The 22361-nt window shown below is 43.8% G+C and carries 5 protein-coding genes and 2 pseudogenes; all 7 read right to left on the reverse strand.

Annotation, left to right across the window (positions count from 1 at the left end):
• Positions 1-32 precede the first annotated feature (32 nt).
• Positions 33-5834: pseudogene (locus tag AWM75_RS08980) on the reverse strand (collagen-flanked surface repeat-containing protein); the annotation flags it as partial.
• Positions 5835-8699: 2865 nt separating this feature from the next.
• Positions 8700-8789: pseudogene (locus tag AWM75_RS08985) on the reverse strand (hypothetical protein); the annotation flags it as partial.
• Between the two features lie 942 nt (positions 8790-9731).
• Positions 9732-16034 (reverse strand): Rib/alpha-like domain-containing protein, encoded by a 6303-nt coding sequence (locus AWM75_RS02870; RefSeq protein WP_067977995.1) that lies wholly within the window; start codon positions 16032-16034, stop codon positions 9732-9734.
• Between the two features lie 329 nt (positions 16035-16363).
• Positions 16364-16876, reverse strand: a complete 513-nt coding sequence (locus AWM75_RS02875; RefSeq protein WP_067977998.1) for a YlbG family protein — start codon at positions 16874-16876, stop codon at positions 16364-16366.
• 10 nt (positions 16877-16886) lie between these two features.
• Positions 16887-20318, reverse strand: coding sequence for a pyruvate carboxylase (locus tag AWM75_RS02880; protein ID WP_067980859.1), 3432 nt, complete (start codon positions 20316-20318; stop codon positions 16887-16889).
• Positions 20319-20332: 14 nt separating this feature from the next.
• Complete coding sequence (locus AWM75_RS02885) at positions 20333-21691, reverse strand: FtsW/RodA/SpoVE family cell cycle protein (protein ID WP_067977999.1); 1359 nt, start codon at positions 21689-21691, stop codon at positions 20333-20335.
• Entirely contained in the window at positions 21666-21992 is a 327-nt protein-coding gene (locus tag AWM75_RS02890) for an Fpa/YlaN family protein (RefSeq protein WP_067978002.1), read from the reverse strand. The genes AWM75_RS02885 and AWM75_RS02890 overlap by 26 nt, the downstream gene beginning before the upstream one ends.
• Positions 21993-22361: the final 369 nt, after the last annotated feature.

A 22361-nucleotide genomic window follows, 5' to 3' on the forward strand; every position in this document is an offset into this window, starting at 1 on the left:
TTACCTGGTTCAGTTTCAACAGTTACTGATTTGCCATCTTTACCATCTTCGCCCTTGTCACCTTTTTGACCGTTACGGACAACGGTCTCAGTCTTAGTGCCGTCTGGGTTAGTAATGGTAATCGTGTGCGTACCATCGCCGTTGTCCTTAACTTCAGCCTTAGGAGACTTACCATTTTCACCATCTTTAATGATAGTTGTGGTTTCAGTGTAAGTAACCTCACCGGTTTGTGGATTGCGTTGTGGCGTACGAACAGTTACGGTATGGGTGCCGTCACCATTGTCTTTAACAGTAACTTGCGGCGTTAAGCCATCCTTACCGTCTTTACCGTCGGTACCATTTTCACCATTACGTACTACGGTCTCACTCTTAGTACCATCTGGGTTAGTAATGGTAATCGTGTGCGTACCATCGCCGTTGTCCTTAACTTCAGCCTTAGGAGACTTACCGTCTTCACCATCTTTAATGATAGTTGTGGTTTCAGTGTAAGTTACTTCGCCAGTTTGTGGATCGCGTTGTGGCGTACGAACAGTTACGGTATGGGTACCGTTACCATTGTCTTTAACAGTAACTTGTGGCGTTAAACCATCCTTACCGTCTTTACCGTCGGTACCATTTTCACCCTTGTCACCTTTTTCACCGTTACGTACAACAGTCTCAGTCTTAGTGCCGTCTGGGTTAGTAATGGTTATGGTGTGCGTACCATCGCCATTGTCTTTAACTTCGGCCTTAGGTGACTTACCATCTTCACCATCTTTAATGATAGTTGTGGTTTCAGTGTAAGTAACCTCACCGGTTTGTGAATCGCGTTGTGGGGTACGAACGGTTACGGTATGAGTGCCATCACCGTTGTCTTTAACAGTAGCTTGTGGCGTTAAGCCATCCTTACCGTCTTCACCCTTGTCACCCTTTTCACCGTTACGTACAACAGTCTCAGTCTTGGTGCCGTCTGGGTTAGTAATGGTAATGGTGTGCGTACCATCGCCGTTATCTTTAACTTCAGCTTTAGGTGACTTACCGTCTTTACCATCCTTAATAACTGTAGTCGTTTCAGTGTAAGTCACTTCGCCAGTTTGTGGATCACGCTGTGGCGTACGAACAGTTACGGTATGGGTGCCATCACCGTTATCTTTAACAGTAACTTGTGGCGTTAAGCCATCCTTACCGTCTTCACCCTTGTCACCTTTTTCACCTTTTTCACCGTTACGTACAACGGTCTCAGTCTTGGTGCCATCTGGGTTAGTAATGGTAATGGTGTGCGTACCATCGCCGTTATCTTTAACTTCGGCCTTAGGTGACTTACCATCTTCACCATCTTTAATAGTAGTTGTGGTTTCAGTGTAAGTGACCTCACCAGTTTGTGGATCGCGTTGTGGCGTACGAACAGTTATGGTATGGGTGCCATCACCGTTATCTTTAACAGTAACTTGTGGGGTTAAGCCATCCTTACCATCTTTACCGTCGGTACCATTTTCACCCTTGTCACCTTTTTCACCGTTGCGTACAACAGTCTCAGTCTTAGTGCCGTCTGGGTTAGTAATGGTAATCGTATGCGTACCATCGCCGTTATCTTTAACTTCGGCCTTAGGTGACTTACCGTCTTCACCATCTTTAATAGTAGTTGTGGTTTCAGTGTAAGTTACTTCGCCAGTTTGTGGATCGCGTTGTGGCGTACGAACAGTTACGGTGTGGGTACCGTCACCGTTGTCTTTAACAGTAACTTGCGGCGTTAAACCATCCTTACCGTCTTTACCGTCGGTACCCTTTTCACCCTTGTCGCCTTTTTCGCCTTTTTCACCATTACGTACAACAGTTTCAGTCTTGGTGCCGTCTGGGTTAGTAATGGTAATGGTGTGCGTACCATCGCCGTTATCTTTAACTTCAGCTTTAGGTGACTTGCCGTCTTCACCATCTTTAATAGTAGTTGTGGTTTCAGTGTAAGTTACTTCGCCAGTTTGTGGATCGCGTTGTGGCGTACGAACAGTTACGGTATGGGTGCCGTCACCGTTGTCTTTAACAGTAACTTGTGGCGTTAAACCATCTTTACCGTCGGTACCATTTTCACCCTTGTCACCTTTTTCGCCTTTTTCACCATTACGTACAACAGTTTCAGTCTTGGTGCCGTCTGGGTTAGTAATGGTAATGGTGTGCGTACCATCGCCGTTATCTTTAACTTCAGCCTTAGGTGACTTGCCGTCTTCACCATCTTTAATAGTAGTTGTGGTTTCAGTGTAAGTGACCTCACCAGTTTGTGAATCACGTTGTGGCGTACGAACAGTTACGGTATGGGTGCCGTCACCGTTGTCTTTAACAGTAACTTGTGGCGTTAAACCATCTTTACCGTCGGTACCATTTTCACCCTTGTCACCTTTGTCGCCTTTTTCACCATTACGTACCACAGTCTCAGTCTTGGTGCCATCTGGGTTAGTAATGGTAATCGTGTGCGTACCATCGCCGTTGTCTTTAACTTCAGCCTTAGGTGACTTACCGTCTTCACCATCCTTAATAACTGTAGTTGTTTCGGAGTAAGTCACTTCGCCAGTTTGTGGATCGCGTTGTGGCGTACGAACGGTTACAGTATGAGTGCCATCACCATTGTCTTTAACAGTAGCTTGAGGCGTTAAACCATCCTTACCGTCTTTACCATCCTTAATAACTGTAGTCGTCTCAGTGTAAGTCACTTCGCCAGTTTGTGGGTCACGTTGTGGGGTACGAACGGTTACAGTATGAGTGCCGTCACCGTTGTCTTTAACAGTAACTTGTGGCGTTAAACCATCCTTACCGTCGGTACCATTTTCACCCTTGTCACCTTTTTCGCCGTTACGTACAACAGTCTCAGTCTTGGTGCCGTCTGGGTTAGTAATGGTAATCGTATGCGTACCATCGCCGTTGTCTTTAACTTCAGCCTTAGGTGACTTACCGTCTTCACCATCTTTGATGGTAGTTGTAGTCTCAGTGTAAGTTACTTCGCCAGTTTGTGGATCACGTTGTGGGGTACGAACGGTTACAGTATGAGTGCCATCACCATTGTCTTTAACAGTAGCTTGAGGCGTTAAACCATCCTTACCGTCTTTACCATCCTTAATAACCGTAGTTGTTTCAGCGTAAGTCACTTCGCCAGTTTGTGGATCGCGTTGTGGGGTACGAACAGTTACGGTATGGGTGCCGTCACCATTGTCTTTAACAGTAACTTGTGGTGTTAAACCATCCTTACCGTCGGTACCATTTTCACCCTTGTCACCTTTTTCGCCCTTTTCACCGTTACGTACAACAGTCTCACTCTTAGTGCCATCTGGGTTAGTAATGGTAATCGTGTGCGTACCATCGCCGTTATCTTTAACTTCAGCTTTAGGTGACTTACCGTCTTTACCATCCTTAATAACTGTAGTCGTTTCAGTGTAAGTCACTTCGCCAGTTTGTGGATCACGCTGTGGCGTACGAACAGTTACGGTATGGGTGCCATCACCGTTATCTTTAACAGTAACTTGTGGCGTTAAGCCATCCTTACCGTCTTCACCCTTGTCACCTTTTTCACCTTTTTCACCGTTACGTACAACGGTCTCAGTCTTGGTGCCATCTGGGTTAGTAATGGTAATGGTGTGCGTACCATCGCCGTTATCTTTAACTTCGGCCTTAGGTGACTTACCATCTTCACCATCTTTAATAGTAGTTGTGGTTTCAGTGTAAGTGACCTCACCAGTTTGTGGATCGCGTTGTGGCGTACGAACAGTTATGGTATGGGTGCCATCACCGTTATCTTTAACAGTAACTTGTGGGGTTAAGCCATCCTTACCATCTTTACCGTCGGTACCATTTTCACCCTTGTCACCTTTTTCACCGTTGCGTACAACAGTCTCAGTCTTAGTGCCGTCTGGGTTAGTAATGGTAATCGTATGCGTACCATCGCCGTTATCTTTAACTTCGGCCTTAGGTGACTTACCGTCTTCACCATCTTTAATAGTAGTTGTGGTTTCAGTGTAAGTTACTTCGCCAGTTTGTGGATCGCGTTGTGGCGTACGAACAGTTACGGTGTGGGTACCGTCACCGTTGTCTTTAACAGTAACTTGCGGCGTTAAACCATCCTTACCGTCTTTACCGTCGGTACCCTTTTCACCCTTGTCGCCTTTTTCGCCTTTTTCACCATTACGTACAACAGTTTCAGTCTTGGTGCCGTCTGGGTTAGTAATGGTAATGGTGTGCGTACCATCGCCGTTATCTTTAACTTCAGCTTTAGGTGACTTGCCGTCTTCACCATCTTTAATAGTAGTTGTGGTTTCAGTGTAAGTTACTTCGCCAGTTTGTGGATCGCGTTGTGGCGTACGAACAGTTACGGTATGGGTGCCGTCACCGTTGTCTTTAACAGTAACTTGTGGCGTTAAACCATCTTTACCGTCGGTACCATTTTCACCCTTGTCACCTTTTTCGCCTTTTTCACCATTACGTACAACAGTTTCAGTCTTGGTGCCGTCTGGGTTAGTAATGGTAATGGTGTGCGTACCATCGCCGTTATCTTTAACTTCAGCCTTAGGTGACTTGCCGTCTTCACCATCTTTAATAGTAGTTGTGGTTTCAGTGTAAGTGACCTCACCAGTTTGTGAATCACGTTGTGGCGTACGAACAGTTACGGTATGGGTGCCGTCACCGTTGTCTTTAACAGTAACTTGTGGCGTTAAACCATCTTTACCGTCGGTACCATTTTCACCCTTGTCACCTTTGTCGCCTTTTTCACCATTACGTACCACAGTCTCAGTCTTGGTGCCATCTGGGTTAGTAATGGTAATCGTGTGCGTACCATCGCCGTTGTCTTTAACTTCAGCCTTAGGTGACTTACCGTCTTCACCATCCTTAATAACTGTAGTTGTTTCGGAGTAAGTCACTTCGCCAGTTTGTGGATCGCGTTGTGGCGTACGAACGGTTACAGTATGAGTGCCATCACCATTGTCTTTAACAGTAGCTTGAGGCGTTAAACCATCCTTACCGTCTTTACCATCCTTAATAACTGTAGTCGTCTCAGTGTAAGTCACTTCGCCAGTTTGTGGGTCACGTTGTGGGGTACGAACGGTTACAGTATGAGTGCCGTCACCGTTGTCTTTAACAGTAACTTGTGGCGTTAAACCATCCTTACCGTCGGTACCATTTTCACCCTTGTCACCTTTTTCGCCGTTACGTACAACAGTCTCAGTCTTGGTGCCGTCTGGGTTAGTAATGGTAATCGTATGCGTACCATCGCCGTTGTCTTTAACTTCAGCCTTAGGTGACTTACCGTCTTCACCATCTTTGATGGTAGTTGTAGTCTCAGTGTAAGTTACTTCGCCAGTTTGTGGATCACGTTGTGGGGTACGAACGGTTACAGTATGAGTGCCATCACCATTGTCTTTAACAGTAGCTTGAGGCGTTAAACCATCCTTACCGTCTTTACCATCCTTAATAACCGTAGTTGTTTCAGCGTAAGTCACTTCGCCAGTTTGTGGATCGCGTTGTGGGGTACGAACAGTTACGGTATGGGTGCCGTCACCATTGTCTTTAACAGTAACTTGTGGTGTTAAACCATCCTTACCGTCGGTACCATTTTCACCCTTGTCACCTTTTTCGCCCTTTTCACCGTTACGTACAACAGTCTCACTCTTAGTGCCATCTGGGTTAGTAATGGTAATCGTGTGCGTACCATCGCCGTTATCTTTAACTTCTGCCTTAGGTGACTTACCGTCTTCACCATCTTTAATAGTAGTTGTGGTTTCAGTGTAAGTTACTTCGCCAGTTTGTGGGTCACGTTGTGGGGTACGAACAGTTACGGTGTGGGTACCGTTACCGTTGTCTTTAACACTAGCTTGTGGCGTTAAGCCATCCTTACCGTCTTTACCATCACGAACGAATTCTCTTGAAACCAGCTCATCTTCAGTAAACTGACCATCACCGTTCTTATCGAAATAAGTCTTAATCCATTGGCCTTTGTCGCCGGCTTCGTTAGTGCCAGGTTCTACTACGACTTGAGAAGATTTGCCATCTTCACCCTTATCACCTTTTTCACCCTTAGCACCATCTTGACCGTCTTTTCCATCAGGAATAAAGCGGACCTCTTCTTTTTCAAATTTATCTGTATTCGGGTTGAAGATGCGGATTGTAACGCGTGTTCCTCTAACTTGCTCACCTGTGTCCGGATGAGCATCTGTTACTCGCTCTGTTTCAACAATCGGCTCTTTAGGCTGTAGGGGTTGGGCTGGTTCTGCTGGTTTAGCTGCCGGAATGTGAACTTCACGACCAGTACTATAAACAATAGTTACACTACCATCTGGATTAGTACGTGTTTCGGTAATAGTCTCAAAGTTATACTCAAAAATCTCGTCTTGAGCTTCTTGAATAACTTCACGAGACACTTCTTCCCAATATTGTCCCCGCATTTGCACAAAGTTTGCTGGCGTGAAGTTTGGAATTGTATCAGGGTCTACGTGACGGTACAATACCCGAACGCGCTCATCCCGACCTTCTTGAACCTTTTGAATTTGGCCAGGTTGTAAATTGTTATTATGACGGAATTGCGTCTTGAAGCTTGCATCTTCAACAGTCATTTCATAAATTTTTTCAGCTTCTTGATAAAGACCAAAGTCAATGGTTTCATCGTCATTTCTTAATGAAATAGATTGAGGCGATGGATTTGAGTCAGTGGCTCTATTAGCACCTTGAACTGGTGCTGTTGGTATCCAAGTATAATTGCCAGTCGCCTGAGGAATTTCGTAATCTACAACATAATTCCCCGGTGTCAATCGTGTGAATTCATAATGTCCTTTTGCATCGGTAGTTGTTGTTTCAAGGATTTTCCCATCGACATCTTTGAGGTTGACACGCACGTTAGGAATTCCAAGTTCCGAATTATTTTGAATGCCATCTTTATTTTTATCATGCCATACCAAATTACCGATTTTATAATTCTTCTCAGCTGAGGTACCTACTGATCCACTCTGTGTACCGATACCATTCGCTTTTTTTGCATTCTTTTCTGGGCCATTCGGTGACTCTCTATACCATAACTGCCCCTGAGAAATAAATTTATTTACATTAGGATCATTTGATTTAGTTTTATCTGTCTTCCCTTTTACTCTGATAACGTATGGCGAGTCAATCGTTGAAGGGAGAGTAATACGCACATCAGCTGGGTAGGATTCATTAAAACCAAAGAATGAGGTGACACCATTTTTGCCTTCGTCTTGTTCCCGATTAACTTTTGTTACATTAACTCTTTGGAAACCAGACATTGAGTCATAATCAGCTACCACTGAATCTGGCATCTGAGCTCCTTTTGGTGCTTTCCACACGGTAATTTCAGAATTTTCATCAATTTCAATAACTGAACCTTGATTGGTTACATCATTCGCAACAAAATTAGCTCCGTAAAGCCTCTTACTTTCTGGATTTACTATAAAATATTGGGTAAAGGTCCCCGTATTTTTATCAATAGCATCGTCAATTACTTCCTCATAAAGTGCACTAATCATTCTATTTGAGTCGTAATGGTTATGTTGAAGGGGACTACTACTGCTATAAATTTGATCGCCAATTTGATAGGTGAAAGCCTCATTGTTATTGTTATAGTTCGTAGATTTTGGATTTACTGAGTGAGAATATAACTGTGTAACTTTAACGCCAGAATGATTCTCCACATAGTTTGTCAAGGTATAACGAATCGTATTATTTTCGGCGTCATCACTGATATATGCTACTACTTCATTGGTATCAGGATTAACAATTGGTGCCCCATTATTGGTTCTATCTGTCGGATTGACCTGGCTGTGCGCAATATTTGGAGAATAAGCAACTTCAAAATAGTCACCCGCTTTGGCATCTGCAGGTATAATTGCAGTAAATCCAAAGTTAATTGAAGATGGTGTTACTAATGAGGCAGAATTATTACCAAAAGTTGGATTAGATGCATTAATCGTCACTTGATTGGAGATATTTCTTCCTGTTGATACGCCACTTGGATGTCCACTTCTAGGCATGACTGCAAACACTTGCGCTCTTTGGCGACTTTCTGCATAAGTAAGTCCTGCTTTAGCAATTTCTGTGCGCAAACTCTCAATAGAAGTAATCTGGTCTAATGAAATTAGGTTAGCAATACCAGCAGCATCTTGAGGATTGTAGACCTTCTCAAGCTCTGCTTGAATAACTGCTTTAGGATCATCAGCTGCTAAGACACGATTTGAAAAGTCCTCAAACTCACTATCTCTTCCCTCTTCAACACCGGTTAGCTCTGTCCTAGTCTCTTTCTGGGATTGTGGACTAGTATTTGAAACTTTAGGTCTAATAGAGCTATCAGTATCAACTTGTGGAAGTTTTTCATCTAACTCTTTTTTCTCAGTAGGCTTAGCAACTTCTTCATTTGATTCAACTACTTCTGAAGATTGAGCTTCTTGTTTTTTCTCAAGTTCACTTGGATTTTCTACACGATCTAGTTCAGTTTTACCAGGTTCAGTATTTTCGTTTTCCTCAGTATTTGGAGCAGTTACGCCTTGCTCACTCATACGATCAAGTTCCGCTGGAGTGCCCTCTGTTTCATTTTCAATGTTACCTAAATCTGAACTACCAGCACTTTCAGTTGTCGTTACTTCCGCATCCTCTACCTGACTATCACCAGCTATTTCATTAGCTGATAGGGCCGCCGCACTGCTGTTAAAGTAAATACCTGCCGAGACAGCTACAGATGCCACCCCGACACTAAGGCGCTTAATTGCATACTTGAACACTTTATTGCCCATTTTTTCTTGACGAGCTTTTATATTATTTTTACCTAGCATAAAAAATACTCCTTTATTTATTCCTCTAGTTGGGTTTTATACAAAAAATTCATTCTCGGCTAGTATACCTTAAAACCATGCATTAAAGAACAATTTCAATATATATTTTAATAAAATTAAGATTATCCCCATATTACTAGAACTTTTTTGGTTTATTTCTTTTAAAATAAATAACTTAGTGGCAAAACACTAATTAAATAACCTAGATAACAACAAACATTACCAAGTTAGTTGTTCACCAACTATTCTCTTATCAAATTTCACTAACACAAAAATTTATAGTGTACAAAATAGTATTTTTTATACCAAGCTAGTATCCAAGACAATGGTTTAAACAGGATAACTCGTACAAGTGATACTGAACAAGGCCTCTGTCAGATACTTAAAAACATTGGATAGCTTAAAAATATATGCCAACAATCACCAATTGTTTCTTTCCCCCGCTGCCCTAATAAAGAATATGAAAAATATATTACATATATTAATAGATGAACTTTTCTCATCCTCATTCCTCCATTTCTGAAAAGGGGATAAGAAAAATATATAAAAAATGTAGGAAAAACGACAATTTTAAATTACCGATTTCCTACATTTTATAATTGCCGTTTACAATAATCCTGCTTTCTTTAGGCTGAGAATCATTTTTCTAGAATCTTGATAGAAATGTTGATTTTTTCGTTCGTCTGTAGATTTAACCTTTACCATTTCAATATTTGACATTAATAACATCCTTTCTATTGAGATTAAATTAAATCTACAGCATTCAACCAAAGGTTGCTAGGTACCTAATTTATCCCCGCTTACCTTACATTTATCCTCACTTACCACAGTATTTGACAAAGAGCCAAAAAAGCCCCCGCCAAATTGGTGGGGGCTAACGAGCCATGTGTGGGTGTGTGGGTATGGCTATTTGTTTTTATACTAGGAGGTTACATTTTAGGATTAGTCCTCTTTGCGTTTTTTACCAGCAAGGGCAAATACTGAACCGATACCGGCAAGCACAACGCCTAGAGTTCCTAAACCAGTTACCGCACCTGTATTAGGTAGGGCTGCCTTAGTAGCTTGCTTAGCTGATTGACCAGTTGCCTGACCTTTACCTGTTTGACTAGGCGCACCCTTAGCGTTATCATCGCGACCAGCTTCATGACCTACTACTACTGGCACAGTAATTTCAACCTTACCACCTGGTAATTCTGGATCTTCAACGATTACAGTAATCGGTCCGTCCACATTGGTACCTGGGGTTACTTCAATTTCACCAGTTTCTGGGTTGATTACTACCGGTACATCTTTACCGTCTTCATCCTTGGCAGTCACTTTCGTGTCTTTATCAGGATTGTTGACGATGATGCCAGTACCTTGTTTGTCATCAGTTGGGTTAACTGGTTTAACACCTGTTTGATCAACTGTCGTTGCTTTGTCAGTCTTGTCTGAACCGTTATCATCACGGCCAGCTTCATGACCTACTACAGGAACAGTGATTTCAACCTTACCACCTGGTAATTCTGGGTCTTCAACGATTACAGTAATTGGGCCGTCTACCTTAGTACCTGGGGTAACTTCTACTTCACCAGTTTCTGGGTTGATGACTACTGGTACATCATTACCATCTTCATCCTTGGCAGTCACTTTCGTGTCTTTATCAGGATTGTTGACGATGATGCCAGTACCTTGTTTGTCGTCAGTTGGGTTAACTGGTTTAACACCTGTTTGGTCAACTGATGTCTTAGCATCTGTCTTGTCTGAACCGTTGTCATCGCGACCTTTTTCGTGACCGTTTACTGGTACTTCAATTTCTTTCTTACCACCTGGTAAGTCTGGGTCTTCAACGATTACAGTGATTGGACCGTCTACCTTAGTACCTGGGGTAACTTCTACTTCACCAGTTTCTGGGTTGATTTCAACCGGTACATCTTTACCGTCTTCATCCTTAGCAGTCACTTTAGTGTCTTTATCAGGGTTGTTAACGATAATGCCAGTACCTTGTTTTTCGTCAGTTGGATCTACTGGGGTTACCTTAGAATCATCAACTGATGTACCATTATCGTTACGTCCTTTTTCATGACCTTTAACTGGTACTTCGAAGTCTTTCTTACCACCTGGTAAGTCTTGGTCTTCAACTGTTACAGTGATTGGACCGTCAACTTTTGTACCTGGAGTGACTAAGATGTTACCATCTTTGTCTACAGTTACTGGTACATTGTTGCCGTCTTCATCTTTAGCAGTCACTTTAGTTGGCGTACCTTTATCTTGGTTCTCAACTCTTAGACCAGTTGCTTGTTCTTTATCAGTTGGTTCAACTTCTTTAGCTTCACCAGTGACTTTAGTCTTTTCACGGATTAAGTCTTCAGATGGGATAGTATCCTTAGAACCGTCTGGGTAAGTGATAGTAGCGTTACCTTTATCATCAACTTCTACCTTAGTTGGTTCTTGACCATCTTTAGCTGCAGGGAATGTATCCTTGTTCGCATCTTCGATGGCTTTCTTAACTTGGTCTTTCTCATCTTGAGTTAACTGGTTCTTATCTTCAACTGGTGTCTTGTCAGCAGGTACAGTTGGGGTAGTTTCATCAGCTTGAGTTAATTCTTTTTTAACATTAACTTTTACTGGCACTTCATCTGTTGAACCATCTGGGTATGTTACAACTACTGTGGCGTCTTTTTGACCTTCTGTTGTTGTGTCTACCGGTTCTTTGAATGAAGTCTTAGTTCCGGCTGGTAGATCTTTCAAGTTTTCAATTGACTTGTCTGAGTCTACTGGCTCGCCAACTTTAACAGTCTGATCTTTACCTACTGGTGTATTGGTATCAGCTTGAGTAGGGTTCTTCTCTACATTAACCTTAACTGGCACTTCATCTGTTGAACCATCTGGGTATGTTACAACCACTGTAGCGTCTTTTTGACCTTCTGTTGTTGTGTCTACCGGTTCTTTGAATGAAGTCTTAGTTCCGGCTGGTAGATCTTTCAAGTTTTCAATTGACTTGTCTGAGTCTACTGGCTCGCCAACTTTAACAGTCTGATCTTTACCTACTGGTGTATTGGTATCAGCTTGAGTAGGGTTCTTCTCTACATTAACCTTAACTGGCACTTCATCTGTTGAACCATCTGGGTATGTTACAACCACTGTAGCGTCTTTTTGACCTTCTGTTGTTGTGTCTACCGGTTCTTTGAATGAAGTCTTAGTTCCGGCTGGTAGATCTTTCAAGTTTTCAATTGACTTGTCTGAGTCTACTGGCTCGCCAACTTTAACAGTCTGATCTTTACCTACTGGTGTATTGGTATCAGCTTGAGTAGGGTTCTTCTCTACATTAACCTTAACTGGTACTTCATCTGTTGAACCATCTGGGTATGTTACAACCACTGTAGCGTCTTTTTGACCTTCTGTTGTTGTGTCTACCGGTTCTTTGAATGAAGTCTTAGTTCCGGCTGGTAGATCTGTCAAGTTTTCGATTGACTTGTCTGAGTCTACTGGCTCGCCAACTTTAACCGTTTGGTCTTTACCTACTGGTGTATTGGTATCAGCTTGAGTAGGGTTCTTCTCTACATTAACCTTAACTGGCACTTCATCTGTTGAACCATCTGGGTAAGTGACAACTACTGTGGCGTCTTTTTGGCCTTCTGTTGTTGTGTCTACTGGTTCTTTGAATGAAGTCTTGGTACCGGCTGGTAGATCTGTCAAGTTTTCGATTGACTTGTCTGAGTCTACTGGCTCGCCAACTTTAACCGTTTGGTCTTTACCTACTGGTGTATTGGTATCAGCTTGAGTAGGGTTCTTCTCTACATTAACCTTAACTGGCACTTCATCTGTTGAACCATCTGGGTAAGTGACAACTACTGTGGCGTCTTTTTGGCCTTCTGTTGTTGTGTCTACTGGTTCTTTGAATGAAGTCTTGGTACCGGCTGGTAGATCTGTCAAGTTTTCGATTGACTTGTCTGAGTCTACTGGCTCGCCAACTTTAACCGTTTGGTCTTTACCTACTGGTTCATTTGTATTGGCTTCAGTCTTAGTAGCGTTAGCAACGATATCAGTTTGTTCGTTAATTGGCGTACCTGGTGCTACTGTCCATGTAATCGGATCCTTGTAGTCATTCTTCTTAGCAGGGTCAACTTCTACTTGAGGATATTGATTTTCTGCTAAAGATTTACCCTTCTTAACGTCGTAAACTTTCTTAGTTTGACCATCTTTAAGCTTGGCACCTTCACCTGCATCTAATGTTACTCTTACATAACCTTCTGGTGTTGGTTTACTTGGGTCATCAGTTCTGTCGATAACATCATCTAATTGAGCAACCTTAATTGGAGCTTTAACATTATCAGTAGAATCATCAGCGTAAGTTACAACAACTGGTACTTCTACAGTCTTGCCTGCATCAGCTTCTGTTGGTGTATAAGTAACAACACCTGTTGCCTCATCAATTGTCGCACCTGCAGGAGCACCTTCACCTAGTTTATAAGAATTAACTTTTGGTGTTGCTGCTTTGCCATCTTTATCTGTGAAAGTTGGAGCTGCTGATTTAGCTTCTTTGCCAACTTCGCCTGCTGTTTCTGCGTAAGCTGGAGTGTATTTAGCCGCATCTTTTTCTTTAGCATAACCTGCTACAAATGTTACAGGAACACCATTTTGAAGCTTAGCATCAGCATCTGCTAGGTCTTTAAGTTTAACGCTTGTAGCATCTAATGAACTAAATTTGTTGTTAGTATTTAGCTTCCATCCTTGGAATGGATATACATTATCAGCTGGTGTTACATTAGGAATCTCTAATGGAACGGCTGAATTTTTAGCTGCTTCCTGAGCTTCTTTTAATGTATAGTTTTCCAGGACATCATAGTATACTGCTCCACTACCATTATCAAAGGCGCCGTCTTCACCTGGTAAGAAGGTTACTCGGGCATAGCCTTTCTTAACAGGGTCTGCTTGATTAACTTTCTTAACTACTGGTCTTGCAATGAATGAATCAACATAAAGCGCATTTGCCAAGTTATCAGCTTTATCATTTGCTGTAAATACTGCAGATGTATAAACTGAATCATCTGTTAAATCATCTGACACAGTAATTGGAACAGAGCCAAATTCACCTAAGTTATCAGATCTCATTTCTACGGCTTCGCCTATAGCTTCACCATCTTTGAACCATCTAACTTTGTAAACTTGATTAGGATGCAAGCCTTTGGTATGAGATTCAGCCGTGTCACCTGGTTTTGCCCAATTTTCATTTGTATCTTTATTGGTTACATCATGGACTGGCTGAGCCGCAAGGATTGCGAACTGGATACCGGAAATATTCGTTCCTGCATTTAATTGTCCCCCAATTGAGTAGGAAGATTGGAACATGTTATCCTCATACATCTTCATCCAAACATCATTATTACCTACAAGTGGGTAAACATATGAATAGTCATAATTAATATGACGGTTTCTTAGGTTAACAATTCCATCCCAAACTCTTGAATCAGAGTGATTTACTTCTTCATCTCTTACAAGTTCACCAAACTCTTCATCAGTAATTTTATTAGATATTTGAGCTGGTGCATTTTGTCTATTTCTAGAGACACCATATAGACCTCTAAATGGAATTCTATAGTTACCATCTTTGTCCACCTTACCTACTACAGTTTCAGCAATAGCAGATCCCTTACCATGCTCCGCTTCATAAGCAGCAATGATATCTTTTTGCGCTTGTTTGAATTGGTCATGGGTATAGCCTTTATTATTATCTCTCCATTGGTCAAACTGACGAGCTACTTCATCATTAACATAGGAACCAACGACTTCCATACCAGTTGCCCATACATCACCATTACCTGGTTGACCTAGATACTCGTTTGTAACCCCACCATTGGTTTCGTTGTTTTCATACCAAACTTTACCACGCATGACTCCGTAGTTACCATTATCTGGCCAGTAGCCATCAGTCGTGTCTGGTCTTACCCATTCACTTTCTGGTTTGGCTAACCAACCTTCAACATTTGGTTTTCTTTGATACTGAACAACACCACCAACGATCCTTTCAACGCCGACAGTGAAGTCCCAGTTTTCCTGAGTTCTATCAAGTCTAGTTTGGAATCTAGCACCGTACATATCTCCTGATTTTACGACAGAATATCCTTCAAGAGGTTCTGCCCATGTTCTAACACCAGTCTTAGCTCCATTAAGACCTGTGAGGGTAAATTTAGTCATAGAACCATCGGCGTTTAATACGGGTCTTGATAAATCAAAGATAAATGTTCCATCTGCCTTAGTGGTTGTATAGAAGATTGGAGAAATGATACCTTTGTGATCCCGCCATTGAAGGTAGATTTTTTGTCCAGCTACAGGTTGGTCGCCATCATCTGGACCACCACCAAAGCTCGGTTCATTTTCAATCCAAGCTCTACCTTGGTAAGTGAAACTAGCTCTTGGATCATTTCCTGTTGCTTCAATAGCATCTGCTTCGCTAGTACCGCCTGATGTGATGACGTTTGAACCTGGTTCATCTTCAGGTCTATTTGGTGTTTGGACGTTAACTTCTAAGATGTCATAAGAACCATCATTATAAGTAACTTTGACATGAGCTTTTGTATCGCCAATTTCAGGACTTTTGACCCATTCATAAGATTTAGCCTCAGCTAATTCAGATTTATTAGCGACTGCCTCTGAAGCTTCTTTGCTAATGATATTTCCATCTTTATCTTTACCAAAGGTTAATTCATTGGCTCGAGGTTCAACTTCGTTTCTTGTTTTTACGGTTTCCCCTTCTTCGCCTTTTTCAATCAGATTCTTTGGTTCAATACTGGAAGCTGGTTTAACTTCAGGTTGTACCGGCTCTTCAACTGATCCATCTGCTGGTGCAGCTTCAGGCTCAGCAGTATTAACCGCACCTTCAGGAAGCTTGTCATCTTCAGCTGGAGTTGCTGTTGATGCTTCAGGAGCTGGTGCTTCTTCAGTAGGAGCATCAGCTTCAGCTGGTTTGCCGGTTGCTTCTTCAGCACCTGGTGCAGCTGTTGTTTCTTCCCCTGGTTGCGCAACTGGGTCAGTTGGCGCTTCGGCTTCTGGTTGGGCAGCATCCGCTGAACTTGTGTCACCCGGAGTAGTTGCCTCAACACCTGTTTCACTAGCAGCTTGTGCTACTTGTTCTTGGCTTGAGAATAGGATGCCTGCTGCCACTGCAACAGAAGCAACACCTACACTAAGCCGCTTAATTGCATATTTATATACTTTGTTACCCATCTTTTCGCGACGGGCTTGTGTATTATTTTTACCTAGCAAATTAAGTCCCCCTCAATTTTATAAATACAATTTCTGTTAATAAAGTGTTTAAAATAAACATTTAACTGACTAGATTATAAGCCAAAATTTTATAAAAAGTAAACTTAAATGTGCATAATTTTACTTTTTGCTTAAAAATAGACTTATATTTGCATATTGTGAAATTTTTTATATGTCTTTTCATACATTTTTGTTCTTATTTTACTTGAATAATTATTATAAATATGCGCTTCATGACGGTATTTTGTATTAGAAACTGTTTTAAACAATACAAAAAGACCGAGCGTGTGCTCGGTCTTTTGCCTACATATTAGTTTTCTGCTAAGTCCTTACGCTTTTGTCGCTTCACCATCACCTGTATCATGGTCCTGCTGACTTGCATGCGCTGGTCCACGCGCTGCTTCATAACGTTCTAGGACTGTCAAGAAATCCATATCCATGGTCTGCAGAGGGCTAATAGCAACCTGCCTAACCATGTGTAATTTATTTAACCTTTTTAGGGCCTGGTCGACCTGGTCAATGTCGACATACATAATCATATATTTCATGCGCTCAGATACATAATGAATGTAGCCAATCTTGCGGAGCGGGTCTAGCTTCTTTGTCGAATAAAGCTGGATAATTAATTCCTGACGGTTCTGACCAAGCACAAGTTCCCGGTATGGATTACTTGTTTGCCCCTGAGCCTGGCTAGTCTGACCAGTTACTGTTTGATCAACCACTTGGTGGTCACCAGCAGCTTGCCCTTGACTAGTATCGGGGCTATGGTCATCCCTTTGGCCGTGGTTAGCTTCCGCCTGATTTTGGTCTAAATCCAGCTGGTTATCATATACTTCTGTCATGCTAATCCCTCTATTCCGAGTCCAAGCTAATTAACAGGTCTCCTGTTTGTACCTGGTCGCCAGCTTGGACAAGCACTTCATTGACCTTACCAGCGGTTGGGGCTTTAATGGTGGTTTCCATCTTCATTGACTCTGTAATCAGGACGACTTGGCCAGCCTTAACGCTGTCACCTGCTTTAACGGCCACCTTGAGGATGTTACCTGGCATGGTGGCGCCAATGTGGTGCGGATTACTTGGGTCAGCCTTTTGGCGAACAGCCACATTAGTTGAGGCAGCCTGGTCTTGGACCACAATTTCCCGACGCTGGCCATTGAGTTCAAACCAAATAATCCGTTGGCCGGCATGGTCAACTTCACCGATTTGGATGAGACGAATTAAGAGCACTTTACCCTTTTCAATCTCAACCTCAACTGATTCACCGACCTTCATCCCTCTAAAGAAGGTTGGCGTATCCACAATCGATAGATCGGCATAGCGGTCAGTTTTCACCCGGTAATCTAAGAAGACCTTAGGATACATGATATAGGCTAAGACATCCTGCTGGCTTGGCTCGGCCTTGATTTTTTCGGCTAATTCAGCTTTGACAGCCTCAAAATCAACTGATTCTAGGAGGGCACCTGGGCGTTCAGTTGTAGCTGGTGCGCCCTTGAGAATAATTTCTTGTACATCCTCAGGGAAACCACCGGCTGGTTGACCGAGTTTGCCTTGGAAGAATTCAATTACTGATTCAGGGAAGTCGATATTTTTACCCTTTTCAAAGAAGTCAGCCACTGAAATATTATTTTGCACCATAAAGAGGGCCATGTCCCCCACTACCTTAGATGATGGGGTGACTTTGACAATATCACCAAAGAGCAGGTTAACATCGTGGTACATTTGCTTGATTTCGTTCCAACGGTCACCGAGGCCAACGCCCTTGGCTTGTTGTTGGAGGTTGGTGTACTGGCCACCAGGCATTTCTGTCTTGTAGATTTCAGTCTCTGGTGATTTCAGGCCGGAGATGAAATCTTCATAGTATTCCCGCACGCCTGACCAGTATTGGTTCATCTTCTGGGCATTGGCCACATGGAGGTCAGGCTTGCGTGGGCTGTCCTCAAGGGCATAGTAGAAGCTGGTCATCGACGGTTGTGAAGTTGATGAGGACAGGGCCGATGTTGCCACATCGACAATATCCACCCCGGCCCGGCTGGCTTCAGCATAGGTCATAATACCGTTACCCGCAGTGTCATGGGTATGGAGGTGAATTGGCAGGTCAACCTGGTCTTTTAATTCAGAAATCAGGGCATAAGCCGCCTGTGGTTTTAAGAGACCGGCCATATCCTTGATAGCAATAATGTCGGCACCTAGGTCTTGGAGTTCTTTAGCTAAATCGACATAGTACTGAATCGAATACTTCAGCCGACTCGGGTCGAGAATATCGCCGGTATAGCACATGGCGGCTTCAACGATTTTACCGGCATCCTTGGCATACTGCATCGGCCGTTTCATCTGTTCGGTCCAGTTGAGACTATCAAAAATCCGGAAGATATCAATGCCAGACTGGCTGGCTTCTTGGATAAAAGCCTCTAAGACATTATCTGGATAGGCCGTGTAGCCGACCCCATTTGACCCTCTAAAGAGCATTTGTAGAAGGGTATTTGGCATGGCTGCACGCAGTTGTTTCAAGCGCACCCACGGGTTCTCAGTTAGAAACCGGTAGGCGGTATCAAAGGTGGCCCCACCCCAAACTTCAGCTGAGAAGATATAAGGATTGGCTGCTTCATAGGCCTGGGCCGCCGCCAACATATCCCGGGTCCGCATCCGGGTCGCCATGAGCGACTGGTGGGCATCCCGCATAGTGGTATCGGTTAAGAGGACATCCTCACGTTGGCTGATCCAATTTTGCAGTCCCTTGACCCCTTCTTGGTCAAAGACTTGTTTGGCGGTGCGACCGTGTTGGTCAACCACTTCTAATTCAGGGACTTTAGCCTTGGTATAGAGCGGTTTTTCTTTTTGCTCCAGGCCAGGGAAGCCGTTAACCGTGGTATCCGCGATATATTGGAGGACCTTGTTACCCCGGTTAGAATAGCGGTCAGATGGGAAATCAAATAGTGCTGGTGTTTGATCGATAAAGGTGGTCGTCGCTCGGCCACTTTGGAAGGTTGGGTGGTCAAGAACCTTGCGCATAAAGGGAATATTGTTCTTAACACCACGAATCCGGTACTCGCGCAGGGCCCGGTTCATCTTCTTAACCGCTTGGTCGAAGGTCATGGCGTGGGAAATCAGCTTGGTCAGCATGGAGTCATAATAGGGTGTTACCACCGCATTTTGGAAGCCATTGCCGGCATCCAGGCGAATACCAAAACCACCTGGTGACCGGTAGGTGTTGATTTTACCCGTATCCGGTAGAAAGCCTTGCTTAGGATCTTCAGTCGTAATCCGGCACTGGATGGCATAACCCATTAACGGCAAGTCTTCTTGCTTAGGAATGCCGATTTCTTGCAGGGTTTTACCGGCCGCAATTTGGATTTGGGCTTGGACAATGTCCACACCAGTGATTTGTTCAGTGATGGTGTGTTCAACCTGGACACGCGGGTTGACTTCGATAAAGTAGAAGTCCTCACCATCCAGTAGGAATTCAACCGTACCGGCATTGACATAGCCGATATGGGCCATAAAATCACGGGCCGCCCCACAGATTTTCTCGCGGGTCTCCTGGCTCATAGATACCGTAGGCGCCACTTCAACAACCTTTTGGTGGCGGCGTTGCACGGAACAATCCCGCTCCCACAGGTGCATGACATTACCGGCCGTGTCACCTAGAATTTGGACTTCGATATGTTTAGGGTTCTCGATGTATTTTTCTACGTACACGACACCTGAACCAAAAGCCTTGGTAGCTTCAGAAATGGCGGCTTCGTAGTTCTCTTGGATTTCTTCCTCAGAGCGCACCACCCGCATCCCGCGACCGCCACCACCTAAAGCGGCCTTAATGATAATTGGGAAACCAGCTTCTTGGGCAAAGTCATGGACTTCTTCTACGGATGTAACTGGCCCATCAGACCCAGGAATACCGGCAATGTTAGCGGCCTTAGCAGCCTGCTTGGCCTTCATCTTGTCACCAAAGGTATCCAGGGTGTCCAGTTCTGGTCCGATGAAGATAATGCCCTCTTCTTGGCAACGGCGGGCAAAGTTAATATTTTCAGATAGGAAGCCATAGCCCGGATGGATGGCATCAGCGCCCGTTTCCTTGGCAATGCGGATAATATCTTCAATATCCAGGTAGGCTTCAACTGGCTTATCGCCGGCACCGACCAGGTAGGCTTCATCGGCCTTGAAGCGGTGGACGGACAGTTCATCTTCTTTGGCATAAATGGCCACGGTGGCGATATCTAATTCGGCACAGGCCCGAAAGACCCGGATGGCGATTTCACCACGGTTGGCAACTAAAACTTTATTAATCATCATGTCTCTCCTTAAACTTGACTAGATTTTTCATTTTGGGGATAGATATAGTGGATCTTGCGCCGCTCGCGAATTTGCTGGGTGCGGCGGGCATCCCGAATGGTTGATAGGGCCAGGGCCACCATAATGGTTGAGGTCAGGATGGATGAGCCCCCGTATGAAATAAAAGGGAAGGTAATCCCGGTAATCGGCAAGAGGCCAATCGCCCCACCAATGTTAATCACAAATTGAACTAGGAAATAAGTGGCTATCCCAATCAAAACCAGCTGGTGGTAGCTTTTTTCCATTTTAATGGCCCGGTAAAATAAATGGAAGACCATATAGAGGTAGGCCCCCAGAATCAGCATCAATACAATAAAGCCGTATTCCTCGCCGACAATGGCCATAATAAAATCGGTATAGGGCTCAGGTAGGTAGCCGGTCTTTTGAATAGACTGACCAATCCCCAGACCAAACAGTCCCCCATTAGACAGGGCGTAGAGGGAGTTAATTAATTGTAGGCCGGTGTTGAGCTCATCTTTAAAGGGATGGGCATAGGCGGTCAGGCGGTTAATCTGGTAACCCAGGCTACCAGCGCTATCGACCCAGCCAGAAATATCGAAGAGCTTGAGGAAGAGGGTCCCGATAATATAGGCGCCCCCAATAGCGATCCCCGTATATTTGGCGAACTTGACATCAATACCAGAAGCCAGAAACATGACCAGGGTCAGACTGGCTAGGATGGCCACCCCACCCATATCCGGCAGGGCGAAGGTGAGGCCTAACCAAAAGAGGATCAAGGCCAGGATAAGCCGGTTACGGGTCTTGTGCTTGGCCTGGTTAGTAAGGATCTGGCTGAGGCCTTGCTGGTAAATCAGGTCTTCTTCATCGGCAAAAATATGGGCCAACAAGAGAATAGTAGCGGGCTTAAGGAACTCTACCGGTTGAATCGAGATACCGGCAATTTGAATCCAGCCTTGGGCCCCGGAAATAACCTGGCCGAAAAATGACACATAGAGCATGGCTAGAGTCAGTATGAGCGCCAGCCCCTTGAGAACATTCTTATTACGGAAAACCTTTTCAATATTAAAGCGGTAAATAAAAAAACCAGCAGCAAAAGCGAATACAAGGAAAGAGGCCTGGCGCACCGCATAATGGGCAGGCGACAAGTCGTTGGCAGCCGCCGTATAGGACGAGGCTGAATAGACAAAAAAGACCCCCAACAGGCTGAGCACGATATAGACCACAAAGACAGGCAGGTCCAGGTAGTTGACCAGGTCCGCCCAATTAGCCTTTGGAATCCAGCCTTTTTTCTTAGTCTGCTTTTGGCCTTGGTGTTTGGACTGGCCCCTGGCTTTTTTACCCCTAATCAGCTTGGGAATCTTGGCCATGGTAAACTTGCCCCCCATTACTTAGGCGAAAATGATCCTTGTTTTCAAAAATATCAGTATAAACTTGGTTTAGTTGACTATCTAGCTCACTCAGCATCTCTTGCCCCTCTTCTGGGCTAATCACATCGATTGAAACCGCGAAGGCCACTTGCTTAGAAAAGCCATACATCTGAGTATCAACAACCTCTTCAAAAGCTGGACACTGGGCAAAGCAGAGATGGTCTTTTTGGCTATCAATCAAACGCTTAATGCGCTCAGATTCTAGCTCGAGCACCTGTTTGGCATGTTTTTGATCTCGCACAGCACATTCCTCCTATTTTATCTTTTCAAAATTATAGCATACCAAAGTAGGGAATGGCTAATTTGTCAGACAATTTGTTGAGGAATCGTCTGCTTATTTATAAGGACTGATATTGGGATTGCTGGGTGGATTGGATGGTTTCACTACACGTTATCGCTGGATTAGGGCAGTGAATTTAATAGAATGGGGCTCGGTTGCTTGGTTGCGCTGATTCTCTGCACGTTCTCCCTGAGTTAGTGTAGTGGGTTTTGAAAAACGGGGGCTTGGTTGCAATGATTCTCTACACGTTCTTCCTGAGTTAGTGTAGTGAATTCAGTGGAACTGTGACCCGATTACTTGGGCGCGATGATTCTCTACACGTTATCCCTT

Source organism: Aerococcus urinaehominis (assembly GCF_001543245.1).
Classification (GTDB): domain Bacteria; phylum Bacillota; class Bacilli; order Lactobacillales; family Aerococcaceae; genus Aerococcus; species Aerococcus urinaehominis.

Coding starts and splice junctions, on each gene's coding strand:
- AWM75_RS02885 (WP_067977999.1), bottom strand. CDS start 21,691: ATGGCCAAGATTCCCAAGCTGATTAGGGGTAAAAAAGCCAGGGGCCAG.
- AWM75_RS02875 (WP_067977998.1), bottom strand. CDS start 16,876: ATGACAGAAGTATATGATAACCAGCTGGATTTAGACCAAAATCAGGCG.